The 18,637-nt window shown below is 38.8% G+C and carries 18 protein-coding genes; 2 read left to right on the top strand and 16 right to left on the bottom strand.

Annotated elements, in window-relative coordinates:
* The first annotated feature begins 26 nt into the window (after window positions 1-26).
* Window positions 27-2,882: a transglycosylase domain-containing protein gene (locus tag BMX34_RS01860; RefSeq protein WP_092570202.1), complete on the top strand. Its 2,856-nt coding sequence runs from the start codon at window positions 27-29 to the stop codon at window positions 2,880-2,882.
* 234 nt (window positions 2,883-3,116) lie between these two features.
* Here the strand turns inward: BMX34_RS01860 and BMX34_RS01865 are convergent, their stop codons facing one another.
* The 5 genes from BMX34_RS01865 to BMX34_RS01885 all read right to left on the bottom strand — a co-directional run bounded on the left by BMX34_RS01865 (window position 3,117) and on the right by BMX34_RS01885 (window position 6,512).
* The gene (locus BMX34_RS01865) at window positions 3,117-3,416 is read right to left on the bottom strand and encodes a type II toxin-antitoxin system RelE family toxin (protein ID WP_092570204.1); all 300 of its coding nucleotides are present in this window, start codon (window positions 3,414-3,416) and stop codon (window positions 3,117-3,119) included.
* A 2-nt stretch (window positions 3,417-3,418) separates the two neighbouring features.
* Window positions 3,419-3,733: a type II toxin-antitoxin system Phd/YefM family antitoxin gene (locus tag BMX34_RS09985; RefSeq protein WP_092570206.1), complete on the bottom strand. Its 315-nt coding sequence runs from the start codon at window positions 3,731-3,733 to the stop codon at window positions 3,419-3,421.
* Window positions 3,734-4,295: 562 nt separating this feature from the next.
* Window positions 4,296-5,291 carry a catabolite control protein A gene (gene ccpA / locus BMX34_RS01875; protein ID WP_092570208.1) on the bottom strand — a complete coding sequence of 332 codons (996 nt, stop codon included), beginning with the start codon at window positions 5,289-5,291 and terminating at the stop codon, window positions 4,296-4,298.
* 176 nt (window positions 5,292-5,467) lie between these two features.
* Window positions 5,468-5,968 carry a YtxH domain-containing protein gene (locus BMX34_RS01880; RefSeq protein WP_092570210.1) on the bottom strand — a complete coding sequence of 167 codons (501 nt, stop codon included), beginning with the start codon at window positions 5,966-5,968 and terminating at the stop codon, window positions 5,468-5,470.
* Window positions 5,969-5,984: 16 nt separating this feature from the next.
* Window positions 5,985-6,512, bottom strand: coding sequence for a DUF948 domain-containing protein (locus BMX34_RS01885; RefSeq protein WP_092570212.1), 528 nt, complete (start codon window positions 6,510-6,512; stop codon window positions 5,985-5,987).
* A gap of 140 nt (window positions 6,513-6,652) precedes the next feature.
* Between BMX34_RS01885 and BMX34_RS01890 the strand changes: the two genes are divergently transcribed.
* The gene (locus tag BMX34_RS01890; RefSeq protein ID WP_159428814.1) at window positions 6,653-7,519 is read left to right on the top strand and encodes a mechanosensitive ion channel family protein; all 867 of its coding nucleotides are present in this window, start codon (window positions 6,653-6,655) and stop codon (window positions 7,517-7,519) included.
* Window positions 7,520-7,529: 10 nt separating this feature from the next.
* On the opposite strand, the gene BMX34_RS01895 is transcribed toward BMX34_RS01890, so the two are convergent.
* The 11 genes from BMX34_RS01895 to trxA all read right to left on the bottom strand — a co-directional run bounded on the left by BMX34_RS01895 (window position 7,530) and on the right by trxA (window position 18,637).
* Window positions 7,530-8,045: a YfcE family phosphodiesterase gene (locus BMX34_RS01895; RefSeq protein WP_092570215.1), complete on the bottom strand. Its 516-nt coding sequence runs from the start codon at window positions 8,043-8,045 to the stop codon at window positions 7,530-7,532.
* A complete protein-coding gene (locus tag BMX34_RS01900) occupies window positions 8,023-8,646 on the bottom strand; it encodes an XTP/dITP diphosphatase (protein WP_092570217.1) in 624 nt (207 codons plus the stop codon). Before BMX34_RS01900 ends, BMX34_RS01895 begins: the two co-directional genes overlap by 23 nt.
* Window positions 8,621-9,469 carry a glutamate racemase gene (gene racE, locus BMX34_RS01905; RefSeq protein WP_092570219.1) on the bottom strand — a complete coding sequence of 283 codons (849 nt, stop codon included), beginning with the start codon at window positions 9,467-9,469 and terminating at the stop codon, window positions 8,621-8,623. Before racE ends, BMX34_RS01900 begins: the two co-directional genes overlap by 26 nt.
* A gap of 43 nt (window positions 9,470-9,512) precedes the next feature.
* Window positions 9,513-10,802: an ABC transporter permease gene (locus BMX34_RS01910; protein ID WP_092570222.1), complete on the bottom strand. Its 1,290-nt coding sequence runs from the start codon at window positions 10,800-10,802 to the stop codon at window positions 9,513-9,515.
* Window positions 10,795-11,703, bottom strand: coding sequence for an ABC transporter ATP-binding protein (locus BMX34_RS01915; protein WP_092570224.1), 909 nt, complete (start codon window positions 11,701-11,703; stop codon window positions 10,795-10,797). Before BMX34_RS01915 ends, BMX34_RS01910 begins: the two co-directional genes overlap by 8 nt.
* A 125-nt stretch (window positions 11,704-11,828) precedes the next feature.
* Complete coding sequence (locus BMX34_RS01920) at window positions 11,829-13,523, bottom strand: hypothetical protein (RefSeq protein WP_092570226.1); 1,695 nt, start codon at window positions 13,521-13,523, stop codon at window positions 11,829-11,831.
* Window positions 13,524-13,533: 10 nt separating this feature from the next.
* A complete protein-coding gene (locus tag BMX34_RS01925) occupies window positions 13,534-14,088 on the bottom strand; it encodes an ECF transporter S component (RefSeq protein ID WP_092570227.1) in 555 nt (184 codons plus the stop codon).
* A gap of 67 nt (window positions 14,089-14,155) precedes the next feature.
* A complete protein-coding gene (locus BMX34_RS01930) occupies window positions 14,156-15,028 on the bottom strand; it encodes a pyridoxamine kinase (RefSeq protein WP_159428815.1) in 873 nt (290 codons plus the stop codon).
* A 268-nt stretch (window positions 15,029-15,296) separates the two neighbouring features.
* Window positions 15,297-16,337 (bottom strand): bifunctional threonine ammonia-lyase/L-serine ammonia-lyase TdcB, encoded by a 1,041-nt coding sequence (gene tdcB, locus BMX34_RS01935; RefSeq protein WP_092570231.1) that lies wholly within the window; start codon window positions 16,335-16,337, stop codon window positions 15,297-15,299.
* A 311-nt stretch (window positions 16,338-16,648) separates the two neighbouring features.
* The gene (ald, locus tag BMX34_RS01940) at window positions 16,649-17,758 is read right to left on the bottom strand and encodes an alanine dehydrogenase (RefSeq protein WP_092570233.1); all 1,110 of its coding nucleotides are present in this window, start codon (window positions 17,756-17,758) and stop codon (window positions 16,649-16,651) included.
* Window positions 17,759-18,325: 567 nt separating this feature from the next.
* Window positions 18,326-18,637: a thioredoxin gene (gene trxA / locus BMX34_RS01945; RefSeq protein WP_092570235.1), complete on the bottom strand. Its 312-nt coding sequence runs from the start codon at window positions 18,635-18,637 to the stop codon at window positions 18,326-18,328.

Raw genomic sequence — 18,637 nt, forward strand, 5'->3', positions numbered from 1 at the left:
AAATTCCAAAGAAAGAGGGTGGATTCATGCCAGAATCGAAGTATCCCAAACAGCAAGACGGGAATACTGAAAAGCATGCTCATTCCCGCCGAAGACGAGACATTCATCAAAAAAATAAATTAAACGAATTTCGTTTCAAGGAAATTAATTTCCAGAAACATAAAAAACAGCCGTCTTCAAATTTTGCTTCAAGATGGAAACAATTCATTCAAGGCCTCCCTTTCGCAAATCAAAACCGTTCAAAAAAGACCGATACAAATGTTGATTCAGACAGCACCAAAAAACAAACATATTTTGTAAAAGAAAAATCAATGAATCCAAACGAAAGTGGATTACAGCTAAAACGCCGTCAAAATGAATCCACAAAGAAAGCGAATCCCTATCAAATTTCAAATCTTGATTCGAAAGAGCGTACCCTCTTTTCATTGAATGTCTTCTTAAATGTTATCGGTAAATTATTAATTTACTTATTAGCCATATTAATCCTAGGTGGTTCAGTTGGTTTGGGAGCCGGTGTTGGCTATTTCGCCCGACTAGTCTCTCAAACCCCACCCCCAAGTCAGGAACAAATGCTCGAAGATATTAATCGGTTAGAACAACAGAGTACCATTTATTACGCTAATGGCACACCGATAGCGAATGTGCAGTCGGACTTGGTCCGTAGCTTGACTCAACTGGATGAAATTTCGCCAGAAATTAAAGATGGTATCATTGCCACTGAGGACGAATATTTCTATGAACACCCTGGAATCGTTCCTAAAGCCATCCTACGGGCCGCGATTGAAACCTTGTTTAAAGGATCAGGAACCGGTGGGTCCACCATTACCCAGCAATTGGTGAAACAGCAAATGCTTTCCAATGATGTTACTTTCTTCCGTAAAGCCAATGAAATTTTGTTGGCCTTACGTTTAGAAAATAATTTCTCGAAAGATGATATCTTAACGGCCTATTTAAATGTTTCACCTTTTGGACGCAACAATAAAGGTGAAAATATTGCCGGAATCGCTAAAGCAGCCGAAGGAATTTTTGGTAGGTCTACCGAAGAGGTCAATTTGAATCAAGCTGCCTTCCTGGTTGGACTCCCCCAAGATCCTTATGCCTACACTCCATACAACCAAGATGGGTCATTAAGGTCCGACGAAGAATTGCAACGAGGTTTAGATCGAATGAAGACCGTCTTGTACCGGATGTACCGGGCGCAGAAATTAAGTAAAGAAGAATATGAACAAGCTTTAACGTATGACATTCGTAAAGACTTTATTCAGCCAGAGGCTAAACGCGAAGATCGACAATCTTATCTATATCAAGCCATGGCTCATGGAGCCATTGAGAAGTTGATGCACATCAACATCCTGGATGATGGTTATACTTTAGACCAAGTCTATAGTGATGATGAGTGGTATAATGAATATTATTTCAAAGCAGAAGAACAACTTCGTACCGGGGGTTATCGAATTTATACCACGATAGATAAAGAAATCTATGACCAATTACAACAATCTGCTCAAGCCTATGAAGATGAATTAGGCGTGCCTTATGAAGGGGTTTATGTCAATCCTGATACCGGTGAAGAAACTTACTACGTTGAACGGGTTCAAACTGGCCTAGTGGTCATCGAGAATCAAACTGGGAAAGTTCTAGGATTTATTTCGGGAACTAATTACGAAGATAATCAAATTGATCATGCTTTTAGAGTCCGTAGATCCCCAGGGTCCACGATTAAACCACTTGCTGTCTATGGTCCTGCGGTTGATAACGACATTATTAACCCATCAACGATTGTTCCCGACACACCTTTTGTTCAAACATTCGAAGATGGTAGTACTTGGGAGCCAACCAATTATGGGACAGCGGTCTCCAACACCTTTATGACCGTCCGCAAAGCTTTATTAAGATCGGACAACCTCCCCGCCGTGCGAGTTTACCAAGAATCATTACGTCAAGGTGTGCCGGTGATTGACTATCTTAAGAAAATGGGCTTTAATCCTGTAGATTCTTATACTGCCGAAGATACTGAGAATTTAGCCTTCGCTCTCGGTGGTGTCACCACTGGACCGACCGTCTTTGAAGAAACGCGAGCCTTCACTACCTTTGCTAATAATGGGAATTATGTGGATGGCTATTATATTGAAAGAATCGAAGACGCCTTCGGCAATACCGTCTTTCAACAAGATGCTGAACCTGTGCCAGTCTTCGCTGAAGACTCAAACTATTTAATGGTTGATATGTTACGAGATACCATGACCGAAGGTACAGGACGAACAGCTAATCAATATAAAGAAGTCCCAGGAGATTGGATTGCCAAGACTGGGATTAGTGAGAATTCAAAAGACATTTGGGTGCTTGCTTCTACCCCAGCTCTGACCGTGGGTTCATGGATTGGTTATGACAGTCGCTACGCTGAATATACAATTGATGTCAATGATGGTTATGGTTTAGAGAGTGTCCGCAGTCAAATTTATTGGGCACGGATTGTCAATGATTTATATGCACTCAGACCCGATATATTCGGCACTGATTTGACCTTTAAACAACCTGATTCTGTAATGCAAACCAATATCGTCGAAACTACTGGAACTTTACCAGGAACGACTGAATTTAATGGCATGCGCTTCAGCGTTAGCCAGCCACTAGTCCAAGAAATCTTTAAGACCAGTAACCCTGCTCCAAGACTCACCTATAACTTTATGATTGGGGCAAATGATGAAGAACTCGCTCAGTTCTGGTCAAATCTAAGAACTCAATATTATCAACAACAAAATTCAAACAATAATCAATCTACTGAAAGTCAAGAATCGACGGATGAAAGTAATGAATCAAGTCAGGATGAAACCGCATCGAGTTCAGAAGAAACCATTCTAGACACCGAAAATCAAGAATAATTCGCCGATCTTATTTGTAGAAACCGATAAAAAGGAGCCTATGACAAACGTCGACTACATTGACTTTGTCACAGGCTCCTTTTTAATTTATTCGATAACTTACTTTAAGAGAACCATTAGCTTACTTTCCGATTGAGGAAAGAACCGAAATTTATAAAGGAATAAAATCATAACAAAAGGTAATTGGTTTAATTGAAAGTGAAATTATAATAAAAGAAGAGATAAAAAGTTTTTTTATACTTCATCATTCAATCTATCCGTTGCTATTTTATAAACTGCATGGTCTGATCGCTTACCAATTGCAACAATTTGGATAATCTGAATCTTTCCCGCTTCTTCCGTAAAAATGATTCTTAATCCCGCTTTACGGTGTTTTAACTTGTTGCATGCTTTGAGATTACCTTGTAAAGGTTGTCCAGCTAACATACCCTTCTGACGGATTCTATTGAGTGATTTATCAATTAACAATTTCTGGCTGCCATCTAAATTTTGATAGTCTTTTTTAGAGAATTCGGTCCATGAAATTTGATACAAACTTATTCCCACCCATCATGATCATCAATAACGATTGGGTCGTTGGCAACAGAACCCCTTACCTGGAAATCTGAATAAGTCTTCACATCATGATTGTTCAATCGCATGGCAACTTCATAATTTAATATTTTTTCTTCAAGTAAATCAATGCGATGATTCAAAGTTTCATATTGCTCCTGACTGAGCATCACGCCACTCACAACGTTACGATTAAATACGTAGACACCTGTCTGTGCTTTTTTGGCTTGTTCGAATATTTTGTTTGGATTTTTCTTTACTTCGGTTACCGATGTGGTAGGTACGTCTAAAATCCTCATGTTAGCACCCTCTCTTTCATTTTTATTTATTCTATATTTATTATAAAACTTTTAAAAGTCTGTGTAAAGTTTTTTAAAAGAAATATAAAACAAGATTTCTCACACACATTGATAAAATCCACGTAGCTTACAAATACTTTACGACTTGTTGATTAGAACTTGTCTAGAGAATCTAGTCCGAAAATGCCAAAGCTATGAAAAAGAGTTACTTGCTAAGTTATTAATTGAATAATTTCTGACAGCAATTTTTATCAGCTATCGTTTTGACAAATTTATAATTCGCTATGCGCTAGCTGGGATTCACAACCAATGGATCAGCCTACTTTACTCACATCAATCCATTGAAGTCTCAGGCTTTTAGGAATTGAATCGTAAAATAAGTCTGAAGCTTAGCTGGCTAAGCGAAAGACGGTGCCCATCAGTTCTATAATCTCAGGTTAAAGACTATCGCGAAATATATTATGTTTCAGTATGATGAACCCTCTATTGGTCGCAGACAAGAATAAAGAGCCTAAGCATCTAAACTGCTCTAGGCTCTTTTGGTTGATAAGATTGAGGATATTTATAGAGTTGACCCTCGTTCAATTAATTGATGTGGTAATACAACTTGGCGTTCATCGACCTCTTCTTGGTTCATCAATTTAGTTAATAAGCGCATCGCTACAGCACCAATATCATAAAGAGGCAATTGAATACATGATAATTGTGGGCGAACCAGTTCAGCAATAATCGAATTATTACTTGAGAAGACAGCAAACTCTTCCGGAACCCTCATGCCTCTATCAAGGGCTGCATTCATCACCGCTGCCGCAATGGTGTCCTGGCTCACAACCACACTGTCCACACCTTCAGCTAGGAACCCGTCTAAGATAACATTCCCATCTTTTTCGGTATAATCTGCTTGAGCAATCAAGTTCTCATTGAATTCAATTTTATTAGCTGCCAAGGCATTTTTGAAACCGTTAAGCCGGACTTCATTATTCATATATTCACTTGGCCCAGTAATCAAACCAACTTTTCGATTACGTTTAAGTAATAAATCAGTGACTTCTTGAGTTGCTTTCTCGTAATCAATGACAACGGAATTAATTTCAGGATCTTCAATCACTCCACCCGCAAAGACGACTGGTGTATGGGTCCGTTTCACTTCATCGACCAAACGTTGATCTAAATTGTGACCAATAATGATAATGCCGTCGACTTGACTGGCTAAGAGAGAATTAAATACTTTGAGTTTTCTTTCCGTGTTCTCATCTGAGTTTGCTAGAATAATATTATAGCGATACATGGAAGCAATATCATCAATCCCTCGAGCTAAGGCGGCAAAGAAGATATTTGTCACACTTGGGATGACCACACCAACGGTCGTAGTCTTTTTGCTCGCTAGTCCACGGGCCACTGCATTAGGACGATATTGTAATCTTTCAATTACATCTGAAACTTTTTTCCTAGTGCTAGGCTTAACATTCGGGTTTCCATTAACGACACGAGAAACGGTAGCCATTGAAACCCCAGCTTCACGTGCAACATCATAAATTGTAATGGTTTGTTTATCCATCAGATGTCCTCCTAATAATCTATACTATAAATCAAAGAAATTTTACCATAGGAAACCTTTAGATGCAAGCGCTTCATTTACAAAAAAATGTTATTTTATGGCATTTTATATGAAAAAATAGAGCCTAGATCAACTAAGCCCTATCAATCAATATTTTTTATTCAAAATGAAATATTTTATTGTTGATCTTTTACTACGTCAACCGTTTCTTCGACTTCTTGCGCACTTTCTTGGGCTTCTTGGCCTAAATTCTCAGCTTCTTCTTTGACCACTTCGCCGAAGGCACCAAATTCGTCTTTAGTAGTGTTGACAACTTCGCTACCTTTTTCAACTAATTTGTCTTTTGATTTTGAGAATTCATCTTTCATCCGGTTCATTTCATGATTTGCTTCATGAGAAACATCTTCAAGTTGAGATTTCAATTGATCGGCTGAATATTTTAAATTCACTTTAATATCATCGGTCGCTTCCGCAGCAGCATCATAGAATTCCATACCACGTTCATAGGCATAATCTTTATAATCATTCGCCCGGTCTAACCAATCTTCGAATTCATCACGTAAGTCTTCTCTTAATTCTTCTCCAGATTTTGGTGCGTATAATAAGGCAGTCAATCCTGCTACCGCTGCTCCAAAAATTGCTCCTAAGAAAAATCCGCCATTATTATTCTTACTCATTGTTCATTCCTCCTAATTAATGAATGGTTATATCTCCAGCTGCACTGGCTGGGGTTTCGGTAGGTCGATAAGCTTCTAGTTTTGATGTTTCAAAGTCTACTGACTCAGGCTCATAATTCGTTTGATTAGGTTTCTTGCGCGACTTAAAGCGATTCAATGATGTTTGAACAATCTTATCAAAGGATGAAGTTTTCTTCTTACCGACCCCTTTCATTAAGTTCACAGTCATCTGTCTCGTGGAATCATTTAAATCTGAAACGGTAATTCCTAAGTCGCCAATGGCAGTAAATAATGGATCAGTCTTGGCAACTTTTCCATTCACATCATCCACTAACCCATTAGCCTTGTTAAGTAGACCCTCCACCTCAATCGATAAATTATCGACATCCTTGGTGACAATGTCTAAAGTTTTGTTCGCTCGTTGTACTGTGGTTTTTAGTTCATCCATGATTTTCATGAGTTTCGCTAAATTTAAGCAAAGATAGATTACTAATACTGCAAAGGCAATCGCAGCAATCAGTCCCGCAATCGCTCCCATTCCCATTAAACTTCCTCCTTTTCTTATCTTGATAGATTAAATATACCATGTTTTATCTTATCTTCCAAAAAATAAGACTTCTTTGTCATAAAGCTTTCATTTCCATTTATCAGGATTTTTGATATATTAAGATTGAGGTGAAGCTCGTGGAAAACTTAGGCTTAAAAATCAATCTTAATAAATTATTTCCCCAATTAAATGAGGCGACCATCAACTTATTATATGTCATTGGATCCTTTTTAGTAGCTAGTTTATTAGCCTTTCTGGCCAGTAAATTGATTCGATATCTTTTCCAATATCGTTTCCAGCAACACCTTTACGATAAGTTTAAGATTCATTCCGTTTCACGCTTGAAAACGGTTAGTGCCCTGATTGAGAATCTCTTATTATATATTATTTATTTTATCTATATTTATCATATCCTTACCCTGATTGGCATTCCCATCGGCACGCTCTTAGCCGGTGCCGGAATATTTGGGGTCGCCATTGGTTTAGGAGCCAAAGACCTCATTACAGATATTATTAATGGTTTCTTTATCATCTTCGAAGGACAGTTTGAAGTAGGAAATTTAGTCCAAATTTACAATCTTTCGATTACAGGAACTATCCTGAGTACCGGCTTAAGAACTACGAAAATTCGTTCCATTAGTGGTGAAGTTTTCTATATTCCTAATAGCGATATCTCGATAATTAATAATATGAGCCAATTAAATCGACAAATTATTATTGAAATTCCCCTACACCCGGAGAATAATTTGCACCTCTTTGAAGAAAATTTAAAAGCGACCAGTAAAATTCTTGAAGAAAACTATAAAGATTTAATTGTTCAATCAGCTAAACATGTTGGATTGGTAAAAAATAAGCAAAATGCGTTTGAATATCGGATATTTATTTCCGTGAAGAACGAATATTATTATGAATTGCTCAGTATCTTCTACCAAACTTATATCGAAAACCTACAAGCAGCTGATTTTAAAATTATTACCCAACCTGCCGTCTTACCGCTAAATTGACTTAAATGCATTAAAGGCTAAAAATTTGGTCTAATTGCGGAATCGGTTGATTATCTTCTGAGTAATAATTAACGATGACTTGATTATTTTCAATCGTTACTAATAAATAAGTTTTTCCTTGATAGTGTCCTCTTGGTCGATTCAAACTTCCTGGATTGGCTAAGAGGATGCCTTCTTTAACTTCTGCATATAGCTTATGAGTATGCCCATGGAATACAAAGCGACAGTTAGAATTCTTAGCTATAGCTAAAAGTTCATCATTGCCATAATTTACGCCGGTCAGATGGCCATGAACTAGAAGAACATTCCCTTCGGCTGTCTCAATGACTTGTTGACGGCGATATTGAGGATCAAAATCCATGTTCCCGGTGACGACGGCATCGACTTGATCCCATAAGGGATCATCGGCTGGAAATTCTGAATCACCGCAATGGAAGATATAGTCGACTTGGGGCCGCCAATGCTTAATAATCTCATCAACTAAAGGCCACTGGCCATGGTTATCACTCATCACTAGAAATTTCATCGTTTAATCCCTCCAACCATTTTGCGAATGCTTCTTGCAATTTTTCAAAAGCTTTAGCCCGGTGTGAAATTTTATTTTTTTCGGCTAAGGCCATTTGAGCAAATGTTCTATCTTGCTCGGGATAGTAGAACAAAGGATCATAACCAAAACCACTCTTACCTTGAGGTTGGTTCAAAATAGACCCTTCAACCTGACCCTCTACCACCAAGCTTTCATGTCCTGGATAAGCCGCGACGATACATGATACGAAGCGAGCGGTTCTTTGTCCCGGTTCAATCTCTGCCAATTCTCTGAGTAACTTTTGATTGTTTCGGTCATCATCTTTGGGTTCTCCGCTATAGCGGGCAGAGTAGACACCAGGCGCTCCGTTCAAAGCATCGACCATCAAGCCAGAATCATCGGCAATCACGACTTGGTGTAAGCGCTGGGCGATAGTTTCGGCTTTTAAACGTGCGTTCTCTTCAAAAGTTGTTCCCGTCTCAGCGACTTCTTCAATGTCAGGATAATCAAGTAAAGATTCAATCTCATATCCAGAATTCCCCAGTAGCGCCTTAAATTCTTCAACTTTCCCTGCATTATAACTGGCTATCAGTATCTTCAATGATCATCTCTCCTTTTATCCGGGCTTGTTTAACAGTTAAATATGGATCTTCCAACCAATTCCGAGCAAATCTAGCAAATCTTTCGGGGTCGCCAGTCGTGTAAATCTGGTGATGGACCCCGTAATCTGCCAAATCAGCTGCCGACCGACTAAGATTAAAATAATCCAAAATGGTCGACACTTCGTTAATCGTCTCAACCCCCGAGTCGATTAATTTAATATTTGGTCCGACGGCTTTTTGAATGGTATCTTTTAAATGTGGATAATGGGTACAACCCAATACGAGCGTATCAATATCCTTATCTTCAAAATAGCTTAAGTCTTCTTTAACTTGATGATATGTTTGGGGGGCTTCCACCCTATTTTCTTCGACAATTGAGACGAAACGAGGAACCGCATGGCTATAAACTTGCAAACGAGCATCTTTCGCTAAGAGTGTTTTGGTATATTGACCACTATGAATGGTTCCCTCTGTCCCGATAACTCCGATATGATTATTATTAGTATGCTTGATAGCAGCTCGACTGCCTGCATCAATCACGCCTAAGACAGGAATCGGCAGCGTCATCTTTAATTCATATAAGGCAGCAGCGGTCCCAGTATTACAAGCGATCACCAACATTTTGATACCTTTTTCCCTGAGGAAATAGGTCAATTGCCAGATAAACTTACGAACTTCAGCAAGCGGTCGAGGTCCATAAGGGGCTCGGGCACTGTCACCCAAGTATAAGACGGATTCATTGGGCAGTTGCTTCAAACATTGCTTAACAACGGTTAAACCTCCAAATCCCGAATCGATAATCCCAATTGGCAATTCTTTCATTTCAACACTTCCAATCTGCTACTTAACAGCAAAGACTTAGGGACTAGTCTTGTGCTTCTCTATCGCTCTTCCATAATTGGAAAGAACGTTTAAGGGTATTAATGACTCCTTTATCAGAATAAGTCAGCACATTACTCCGATAGAAGATTGTTGCAATCCAAAAACAAACAATCGAGAAGATCACTGAAATAATAATGGCAATAATTAATTCGTTTTGGGCCACTGTTTCAGTAGAAATTCTAAATGGCATCACAAAAGGCGTCGTTAAAGGAATATAAGACATGACTTTAACCACAATATTATTTGGGGATTGCATAGCAAACATTCCTGTATACAGTCCTGCTACAGCGAATAAGGTAATTGGTGTAATGGTTTTATTCACTTCTTCCACTTTAGAAACAAGCGAACCTAAGAATCCAGCTAAGGAAGCATAAATCAGGACACCCATTAAAGCGAAGACAGCACCTATTCCAATAATCCCTTTTGATTCAGCAAATATCTGCTTCAAATCAATAAATTCTAGACCTAAGTTAGCCATCAAATCCGTTTGATCAAAGACAAATTGTAATACTAAGAATAATACGATATAAATTACTATTTGAGTTAAAATAACTAAACTGATACCAATCATTTTGCCGTAAAAATGGGTCGTCGAAGAAACACTGGACAGAATGATTTCCATAATCCGCGACCCTTTTTCAGTGGCAATTTCCTGAGAAATGACCGACACATAATTCATAATAAACATAAAGACCATAAAGACGACGAAATAAGCTACGCCGTTGCGGATAAACACTTTAGGATCCTGACTGGATGTTTCCTTTGTTTGACCATCCTTGGATTCAGCTATATTAATAGTTTCTATATTAACGTTTGAACTTTGTAACTGAATAATCTCATCCTGATTGAGTCCAATCTTTTCAGCCATGTTCTTGATCTGTTCTTCATTTAAGGCTTGTTGAATTTTAGTTAAATTAATATTACTGCCGGTCGTGGATTTATAAAATTTAACCACAAAAGGATCTTTTTGTTCAATGGTAATATAACCATCAATTTTTTGATCCATTACGGCCTGACGGGCTTGATCAATACTATAATCTTTAATAATAGTATTCTCTTCATTCGCCGTTTCCACCAATTGTACAATCTCTGGCTGATCACTTATAATCGCAAGCCGGCCAGAACTTTGGCCCATTTCATCTTTACCAATAAAATAAACAATTAAACTAACTATAGCAATTGTAATAATCGGTCCAGCAATCATCCAGAAAAATGACCAAGATTGTACATTTTTACGATAAACTTCCTTAATAATAATCGCTAATTTACTCATAATGACCTCCTCCGGCCTTCATCTTGAATATTTCTTCCAAGCTTGGTGGTTGTTGGGAGAATGTGGCAATATATTGGTGCTGGGTGATGGTTTCGAAAAGTTGTTTACCGGTCTCAGCTTGATCAATTTCCAAACGGAAATGATGGGGGCGCAATTCTTTCACTTTCAATACACCCTCCAAGTTAGCTAGACTTTCTTTCGTCCAACCCGTAGTCTCAAGAAAAATCCGGGTCCGGCCAAAACTTTCGCGAACTTCCTCAACCGTGCCGTATAATAACTGCTCACCATTGTGAATCATTACCAACTTGTCACAGATTTCTTCCACATTATTCATGTTATGACTCGAGAAAATAATGCAAGAACCCTTGTCTTTGAGTTCGCTAATCCCTTGCATTAATAAATCTGCATTCACGGGGTCTAATCCTGAGAAAGGTTCATCAAGAATTAACACCTTGGGTTGGTGGATTAATGTCGCAATCAATTGTACTTTTTGTTGATTCCCTTTTGATAAAGTAGAAACGCGATCTGATCGCTTTCCTTTCACTTCAAACTTATCCATCCAATAATCAATTTGTTGATCAATTTCTGAAGGGGTCATTCCACGTAATTTAGCAAAATATGCAATTTGTTGCTCAATCGTTAGCTTCTCGTATAGACCACGTTCTTCAGGAAGATAACCCACCAAATTATAAATCTGCTGAGCCATCGGTCGACCATTCCAGAGTACTTCACCTTGACCCTCAGGCGTCAAAAAATCCAGAATCATGCGAAAGATAGTGGTCTTTCCCGACCCATTACGACCAATCATTCCTAATATTTGTCCATGATCAATCTCAAATGAGACATCATTGACAGCGACTAAATCGTCAAACGTCTTCCGTAAATGTTTTACTTCGAGCATAAGAGCCTCCTTCAAATCTACTTTGCCTATATCATAACATATTTATACTAGGCTAATCAGTCAATATTTATACCAATCAGCTAAACAATAAGCCGATCAATTGATCGGCTTAAGGTGATTCATCCTTACTCATTAATCTGCTTAATCTCTTTGATTTGGCCTTGTTCATTGGCCTTAAATTCAATCATTTGACCCTCTTTCATAAATGGGAGTTCTCGACTCAGATGGATATCTGCTTGATAAATGTCTCCATCAATCATGAAATAATAAACACTATTGCCATCCACTACGACAGCTTGAATGTTCTCAACTTGGCCTTGAATATCTTTCAGAACTTCCTCATTAGAAACCTCGGTAACATTGACGTTATTATCTGCTTGATACGCGGTTAATAATTGTTCTACAGAAGATTCTACATATACTTTTTGATAGTTTTGCGCATCCACCAAGGCATATTTACGAATCAAGCCTGAATTATCTTTCAAGGTCAATACATACATCGCTCGTCCGTCCAGATTGACTAGCAAGGGGAAAGTGGCTTGATACTCTGTCTCCTGAACACTCCCTTCTGCTGAACGCATGGCCGAGAATTCTTCTGCTGCATCTAAGGTATAAATCTTGCTCTCCTTGGTACGCAAATTCACTAAGACAAAACCAATATTAGAATCATCAGCAGCCACTGAAGTCAAGCCTGTATATAGATATAAATCATCTTTCAACGGAATATAATTATAACCTTCGGTGGGTTCGGTGACACCCGCTTTAGCAAATAATGAGTTAAAGAAGCCCCCCTGATAGAGGCCGCGCATACTGATTTGATGAAGCATAATATCAGCACTATATACACGGTCAATCCAACTTGGAGTGTCTTTCAGATTATATTTCTTCGTTTCGCCGGTCATCGCATTCACCAGGATTACCCCATCAGCTTCCGGCTCACGTAGAATGAAGTTTCGCCGATAAGTTGTCGCAATATAATACGGTTGTCCTTGGTCATCTACCTCAAAAGAAGGCCGTGAAAAGATGGAAAAAGGATAATTAAATCGCAAATGTCGCATAATATTCCGATTAAATTTATCTGCATTAGAATACTTAATCGGTTGGTCTGGCGTCATTACAGTAACATCGCCCGTGACTGTATCGACTTGCAAATAATGAGGAATTCCCGCTTGGAAATTATTTAGCCATTTAAAGAAACCGGCATATTTTAAAGGGGTGACACGCACCGGTTGACTCTTAATATTAATCTGAGTATAGTCATCGGCTACTTCAAATTGAGAGACCAATTTTGACAAGGAACCTAATTTACGACTCCCCAGGCGCATGGCTGTATCCCGATCAATCAGTGGCACCTGACTTAAATCAGTGGGTGGGAAATCCTCGGCAAAATTGGCTTCTTGAATCTTAATCATATTGGCATATTTATCAGCAATAAAGATGGGTGACGTTGCCAAATAGATTACTAAGCCAAGAAGGGCTATCAACGGCCACGGATACAAAAGACACTTGTATTTCAGACTGAGCCCTTTAAAATTCAGAGTTGAATGATCCGCAGACGATTTTATAAATTCACCACCATCATGTAAAAGTTCAATAACTACAATACCCGCAATACCGATGAATAAAAAAATCCAAAATTCTAAAACCGCATAATTTAAGGCCGGCAACTTGATATAGAAATAAAGGAACATAATCAGCGCCCAAACAATATATAAGTAACGAATATTCTTCGGTCCTTGTTTACGCCAATGGGCTTGCCAACGCTTGAATTTCTGCTGAAATCTTAATTTCGCTTCAACACTATCTGTTACATCTTTCATTTCTTATCCCTCACTCTCCAATCGTATGGAACCGCTTAAAGATATCACGCATAGGTATATATAAGACAGGAACGAGAATGGCCGTGACACAAGCCGTAAATAGACTCGCTGGCATGCCGGTCGCTGCTACCGCCAAAGCCGTAGACCAAGTCGCCTTTAATAAGAGTTGTTGAATCACAAATTTGACAAAAATCACCACTACCTTAACCAAGGCACCCACAATTCCCAAAATTATAATATTTTTCAGATCATCTTGTTTATGCATCCAGCTGGCATAAATCCAGTAAACCATCGCAATCACGATCAAATTTTCTAATACGGTAAAGCCGGCGACAGCGATATAGCCATTAAGTGCATCGAAAAGAAACAAGCCGATACAAGCCGCTAAACTGCCCCGCTTAAGCCCCATTAAGAGGACGGCCAATATTACCAGAGCATTCCCGGGATGGACAAAACTATTAGAAATTTCGGAAGGCATCGGTATACGAATATAGGTGATGGCCACAATGATTAAAGCAGCATAGATGCCAATTTGAATGGTTTTAAATAATTGATTAGACTTCAAAGTAATTCCCCCTCTTCAATATATCGTATTGTCTTAGGATAAGTATACTGTCAAAATTCTAGGCTGGTCAGCAAGTTTCTTGCTGCCTTTTTAATTGATCAAAATGATCAAAGATTTCGCCAATCTGGTTCTCAAAAGCAATCCCTTCTTGAGGCGGTTTGTCTTGACTTAGAGTGCTTGAGAGAATCTTTTCAATTAATTGAGCAATCCAAGTTAAACTTTGCTGAATCGAATCATTGTATAAAGCAGAAGCAGCTAACAAACTCACTGTTAAGTCGCCTGTCCCAAAGAAATTGAAATCAAAATAACGATGACTCATATAGTTGCCTGTCTGGTTCTTTGCCGAATAATGATAGAAACCAATCTGATCAGCCTCAAATTGCACGCCCGTTATAATCACATCTTTAATCTGCCCTTCGCCTAATTTAGTCGCGATTTCTAAGACTTCACTTTGAGAGAATTGATTTTTGTATGGGGTTCCTGTGAGTAAACAAGCTTCGGTTAAGTTTGGTGTCAGAATATCAATCATCGGGAATAAATCATGATAGGCTTTCAAATAGGATTCATCAAAACCAGAATAAAAATGACCATGATCTGCCATAATCGGATCGACAATTAATTTGGCCGGGTGGCCTTGCTTTAGTTCTCGTTGGTAGAAAGCTTGAACCTCCTGCAATTGGCTGGGATCAGCACAATAGCCGAGTAAAATTCCATCAAAATGAACTTGATTATCTTGCCAATGGCTAAAAAAGTCAGCAAAACTAGTGTCCAAATCATGTTCAATCGGTGGACTATAATACGATCCTGTCTGGCTGGATAATATTTTGGTCGGCAGGATGGCCGTTTCGAGCTGGCTAGCCACCAAGACGGGAACGTTCACGTTAGCCGCCACCTTGCCCGCTCCTGGAACGTCATTAACTACTAAAATTCTCTGATTCAAACAAATCCTCCTCGCACCATAAAAAATCTACATATCAAATAGCTTTAACCCATTTATGGCTTTCGTTTGATAATAAAACTAAATAGTATCTTTATATAAACAAGCTTGATCGAAAAAAATAAGACCCAACTAGGATGCATCGTCAAGCTAACTTATCAGTATGACCATGCCCAGGGATCTAAGATTTAATACAGTTTCGTTGGCAAATTTCTCTTAAAGACTGGATATGGTCCTATTTACCAAGAAATTTAGCAGAAGCTACACCGACTTAACCCACGATACCTTTACTGGTATCGACCGGTGTCATGATGTGTTCTAAAATTCCTGAAATTTTCTCTAAATCGACATTGCCCCCAGAAACTAGAGCCACTGTATTTTTATTTTTGATCCATTTAGAGTCAATTTTACCACTTAGTAAGGCAGCTGTCGATAAAGCCCCTGCCCCTTCAGTTACCGTTTTAGCACGTTGCATTAACATACGCATGGCTTGTTCGATTTCCACTTCATTAACTAAGACAAATTCATCAACCAAATTCGATACAATCTCGAACGTCAGATTACCAGGGACTTTAACATCACAACCGTCAGCCAATGTCGAATTGGTTCGGTGCGGAGTAATTTGACCTTCTGCAACCGACTTAGCCATGCCGTGGACATTTTCCGCTTGAACCCCAATTAAATGAATCCCCGGGTTGAAAGATTTTAAAGCAATGGCGATTCCAGAAATTAAGCCACCGCCACCGACTGGAACAATAACAGTATCCACATTCCAAAGCTCATCTAAAATTTCTAAACCAATCGTACCTTGTCCGGCAATAATGTAAGGATCGTCATAGGGATGGACAATGGTCAGATTTTTTTCGGCCGCCAATTTTTCCATATATAAGCGCGAATCGTTAAAGTTATCTCCTTCAAGGATGACCTTGGCTCCATAACCCTTGGTAGCCGCTTGTTTAGTTAAGGCAGCCTGTAGTGGCATAATCACCGTCGCATCAATCCCTAACTGTTGACAAGATAAAGCCACTCCTTGGGCATGATTTCCCGCAGAGACGGCAATAATTCCTCGATTTTTCTGTTCTGAACTCAAATGATTCATTTTATTATTAGCTCCCCGATATTTAAATGAACCAGTATATTGCATATTTTCTAATTTCAGGAATACATTACCTTCAGCCACGCTTTGGCTTAGAAAAGTAGAGCGAATTAGGGGTGTCTTACGTATATATGGTCTGATAATTGCCTTGGCTTCTTCAATATCTTTCAAGCTGCAAATATCCTGGATATTACGTAACTCGTTATAAACTAACATCACTTATTCCTCATTTCAACAAAAGATTTTGACAAAAACGCCCAATATAAGCGCTATCAAAATTCATTATATACTCTTATCGAGGCGCTTGCTAGGAGAATCCACTACTTCTAATCAGATTTATAAGCGTGTCTCATCTTCATAGTAAAGATTCATAACATTCTTATTTATCTAAGGATCAATGAAATAAGCTAACTTCCTTGAAAAATATAAAAGCCCGAATCCACATTCTTGGCAAAAAGAAATTTTGCCAAGAAATGAACTCGAACCCTTTTCTATAGTATCCGTCATTCATGGTTAATGTGTACTGATTACAATAATGATTTAAGGTCAGTATAAGGGAATTGACTCGTTTCAGCGACCCCTTCATGAGTTAAATAACCTTGATAAATATTCACCCCTAAGGCCACGGTCTCACTGTTTTGAATCGCTTGTTCAAGTCCCTGATTGGCAATCATGGTGACAAAACGAGCCGAAGCATTGGTTAAAGCCTGTGAGGCGGTTTGTGGCACAGCGCCTGGGACATTCGCTACCGTATAATGAATCACATCGTGCACCTTGTAAATTGGATCAGATAGTGTGGTTGGATGGGTCGAGGTCTCGATATTCCCTCCTTGGTCAATGGCAATATCGATAATCACTGATCCTGGTTCCATAGTTTTAACCATATCTTCACTCACTAGAACCGGAGCCCGGCGACCTGCTACTAGGACACAACCAATGACTAAATCCGCTTCAGCTACGGCTTCCGCAATATACACGGGTGAAGAAACTAAAGTTTGAACGCGATTATTAAATATATTCTCTAATTCAGCCAAACGCTGGGTATTGATGTCAAAAATTTTGACTTCTGCTCCCATCCCCAAGGCAATTTTAGCGGCACTTTCGCCAACATTCCCTCCACCAATTACAACAACCTTACCTCGAGCTACTCCAGGAACCCCGGCTAATAACTTCCCTTTTCCACCATTCTGCTGTTCTAGATAAAAAGCCCCTGCTTGAATCGCGAAACGACCAGCGATCTCTGACATAGGCTGAAGTAATGGCAACTTACCATTCTCAACCATCGTTTCATAGGCAATGCCGATGACCTTATGTTCAATCATCGCTTCAACCAAAGGCTCATTGGCTGCTAAATGCAAGTAAGTCAAAATGATTAAGCCAGGACGGAAATATTTGTATTCACTTTCAAGCGGCTCTTTTACTTTGACAATCATCTCAGCTTCTTGCCAAACTTGGTCCACCGGACAAATTTCAGCCCCAAAATCAATATAATCTTGATCAGGAAACCCTGAGCCCACACCGGCCCCGGCTTGAATTAAGACCCGATGTCCAGCATCTACTAAAGGTTGGACGTTCGCTGGGACTAAACCGACACGTTTTTCATTATCTTTGATTTCTTCAGGTACTCCAATAATCATTAGTTTTGCCTCTTTCCATTCTCATTGTTTTATAATTTAGCTATTATTATGCTATCATACAAAACCGATCAAATCGAGTCATTTCTGCTGAAATATTTTCACTATTTTAATTTTTTGCAGTATAAATTTTATAGTGCAACCATTATCGACTAAGTTTCTCAAGTTCAGGCCAATCACAAGGAGTGTAAGTCATATGAACATCCGAGCAACTCACAAAACTTAGCGACGTGTCACTTAGAAAGTGTCTAGTGGATTGAGTCCGGAAAAGCAAAACTTTAAAGAACGGTCACTCGCCAATTACACAGATTTATTTATCTTTTATTTGGGAGCTATTATTTTTTGAAAGTAACCAGCAAGGTCCACTTGCATAAATATCTATTGTAATTAACCAACTTTATTACTATCTCCATGACCAATCTCTCAGCTCAAAACAAAAAACCTAGGCAACATGCCTAGGTTTAATCATCAAATGTAAATAGAGTTTTTGAACTTCTAACTCTTTAATCAACTTCACTGAGTCTTTGGTTTAAATTGCTGAAGAACCTCACCATTCCGATTTAGGAATGTCTACATATATTGTTTCAAAATTTCTGATAAACGATTTTTATCGTGGAAGCCCACTAATTTTTCAACAACTTGACCGTCTTTTTTAACGATTAAAGTCGGAATTGACATAATCCCAAAAGAACGAGCTACTTCTGTCTGTTCATCGACATTCATTTTGAAAAATTCCACTTGGCCATCCAATTCTTGAGCCAATTCATCGACTACAGGGGATTGCATCCGACAAGGACCACACCAAGGAGCCCAAAAGTCAACCAGTACAACACCTTCTGCTGTTTTATTTTCAAAATCTTTATCTGTAATATCTAATACCAT

The organism is Ignavigranum ruoffiae (assembly GCF_900110675.1).
Classification (GTDB): Bacteria; Bacillota; Bacilli; order Lactobacillales; family Aerococcaceae; genus Ignavigranum; species Ignavigranum ruoffiae.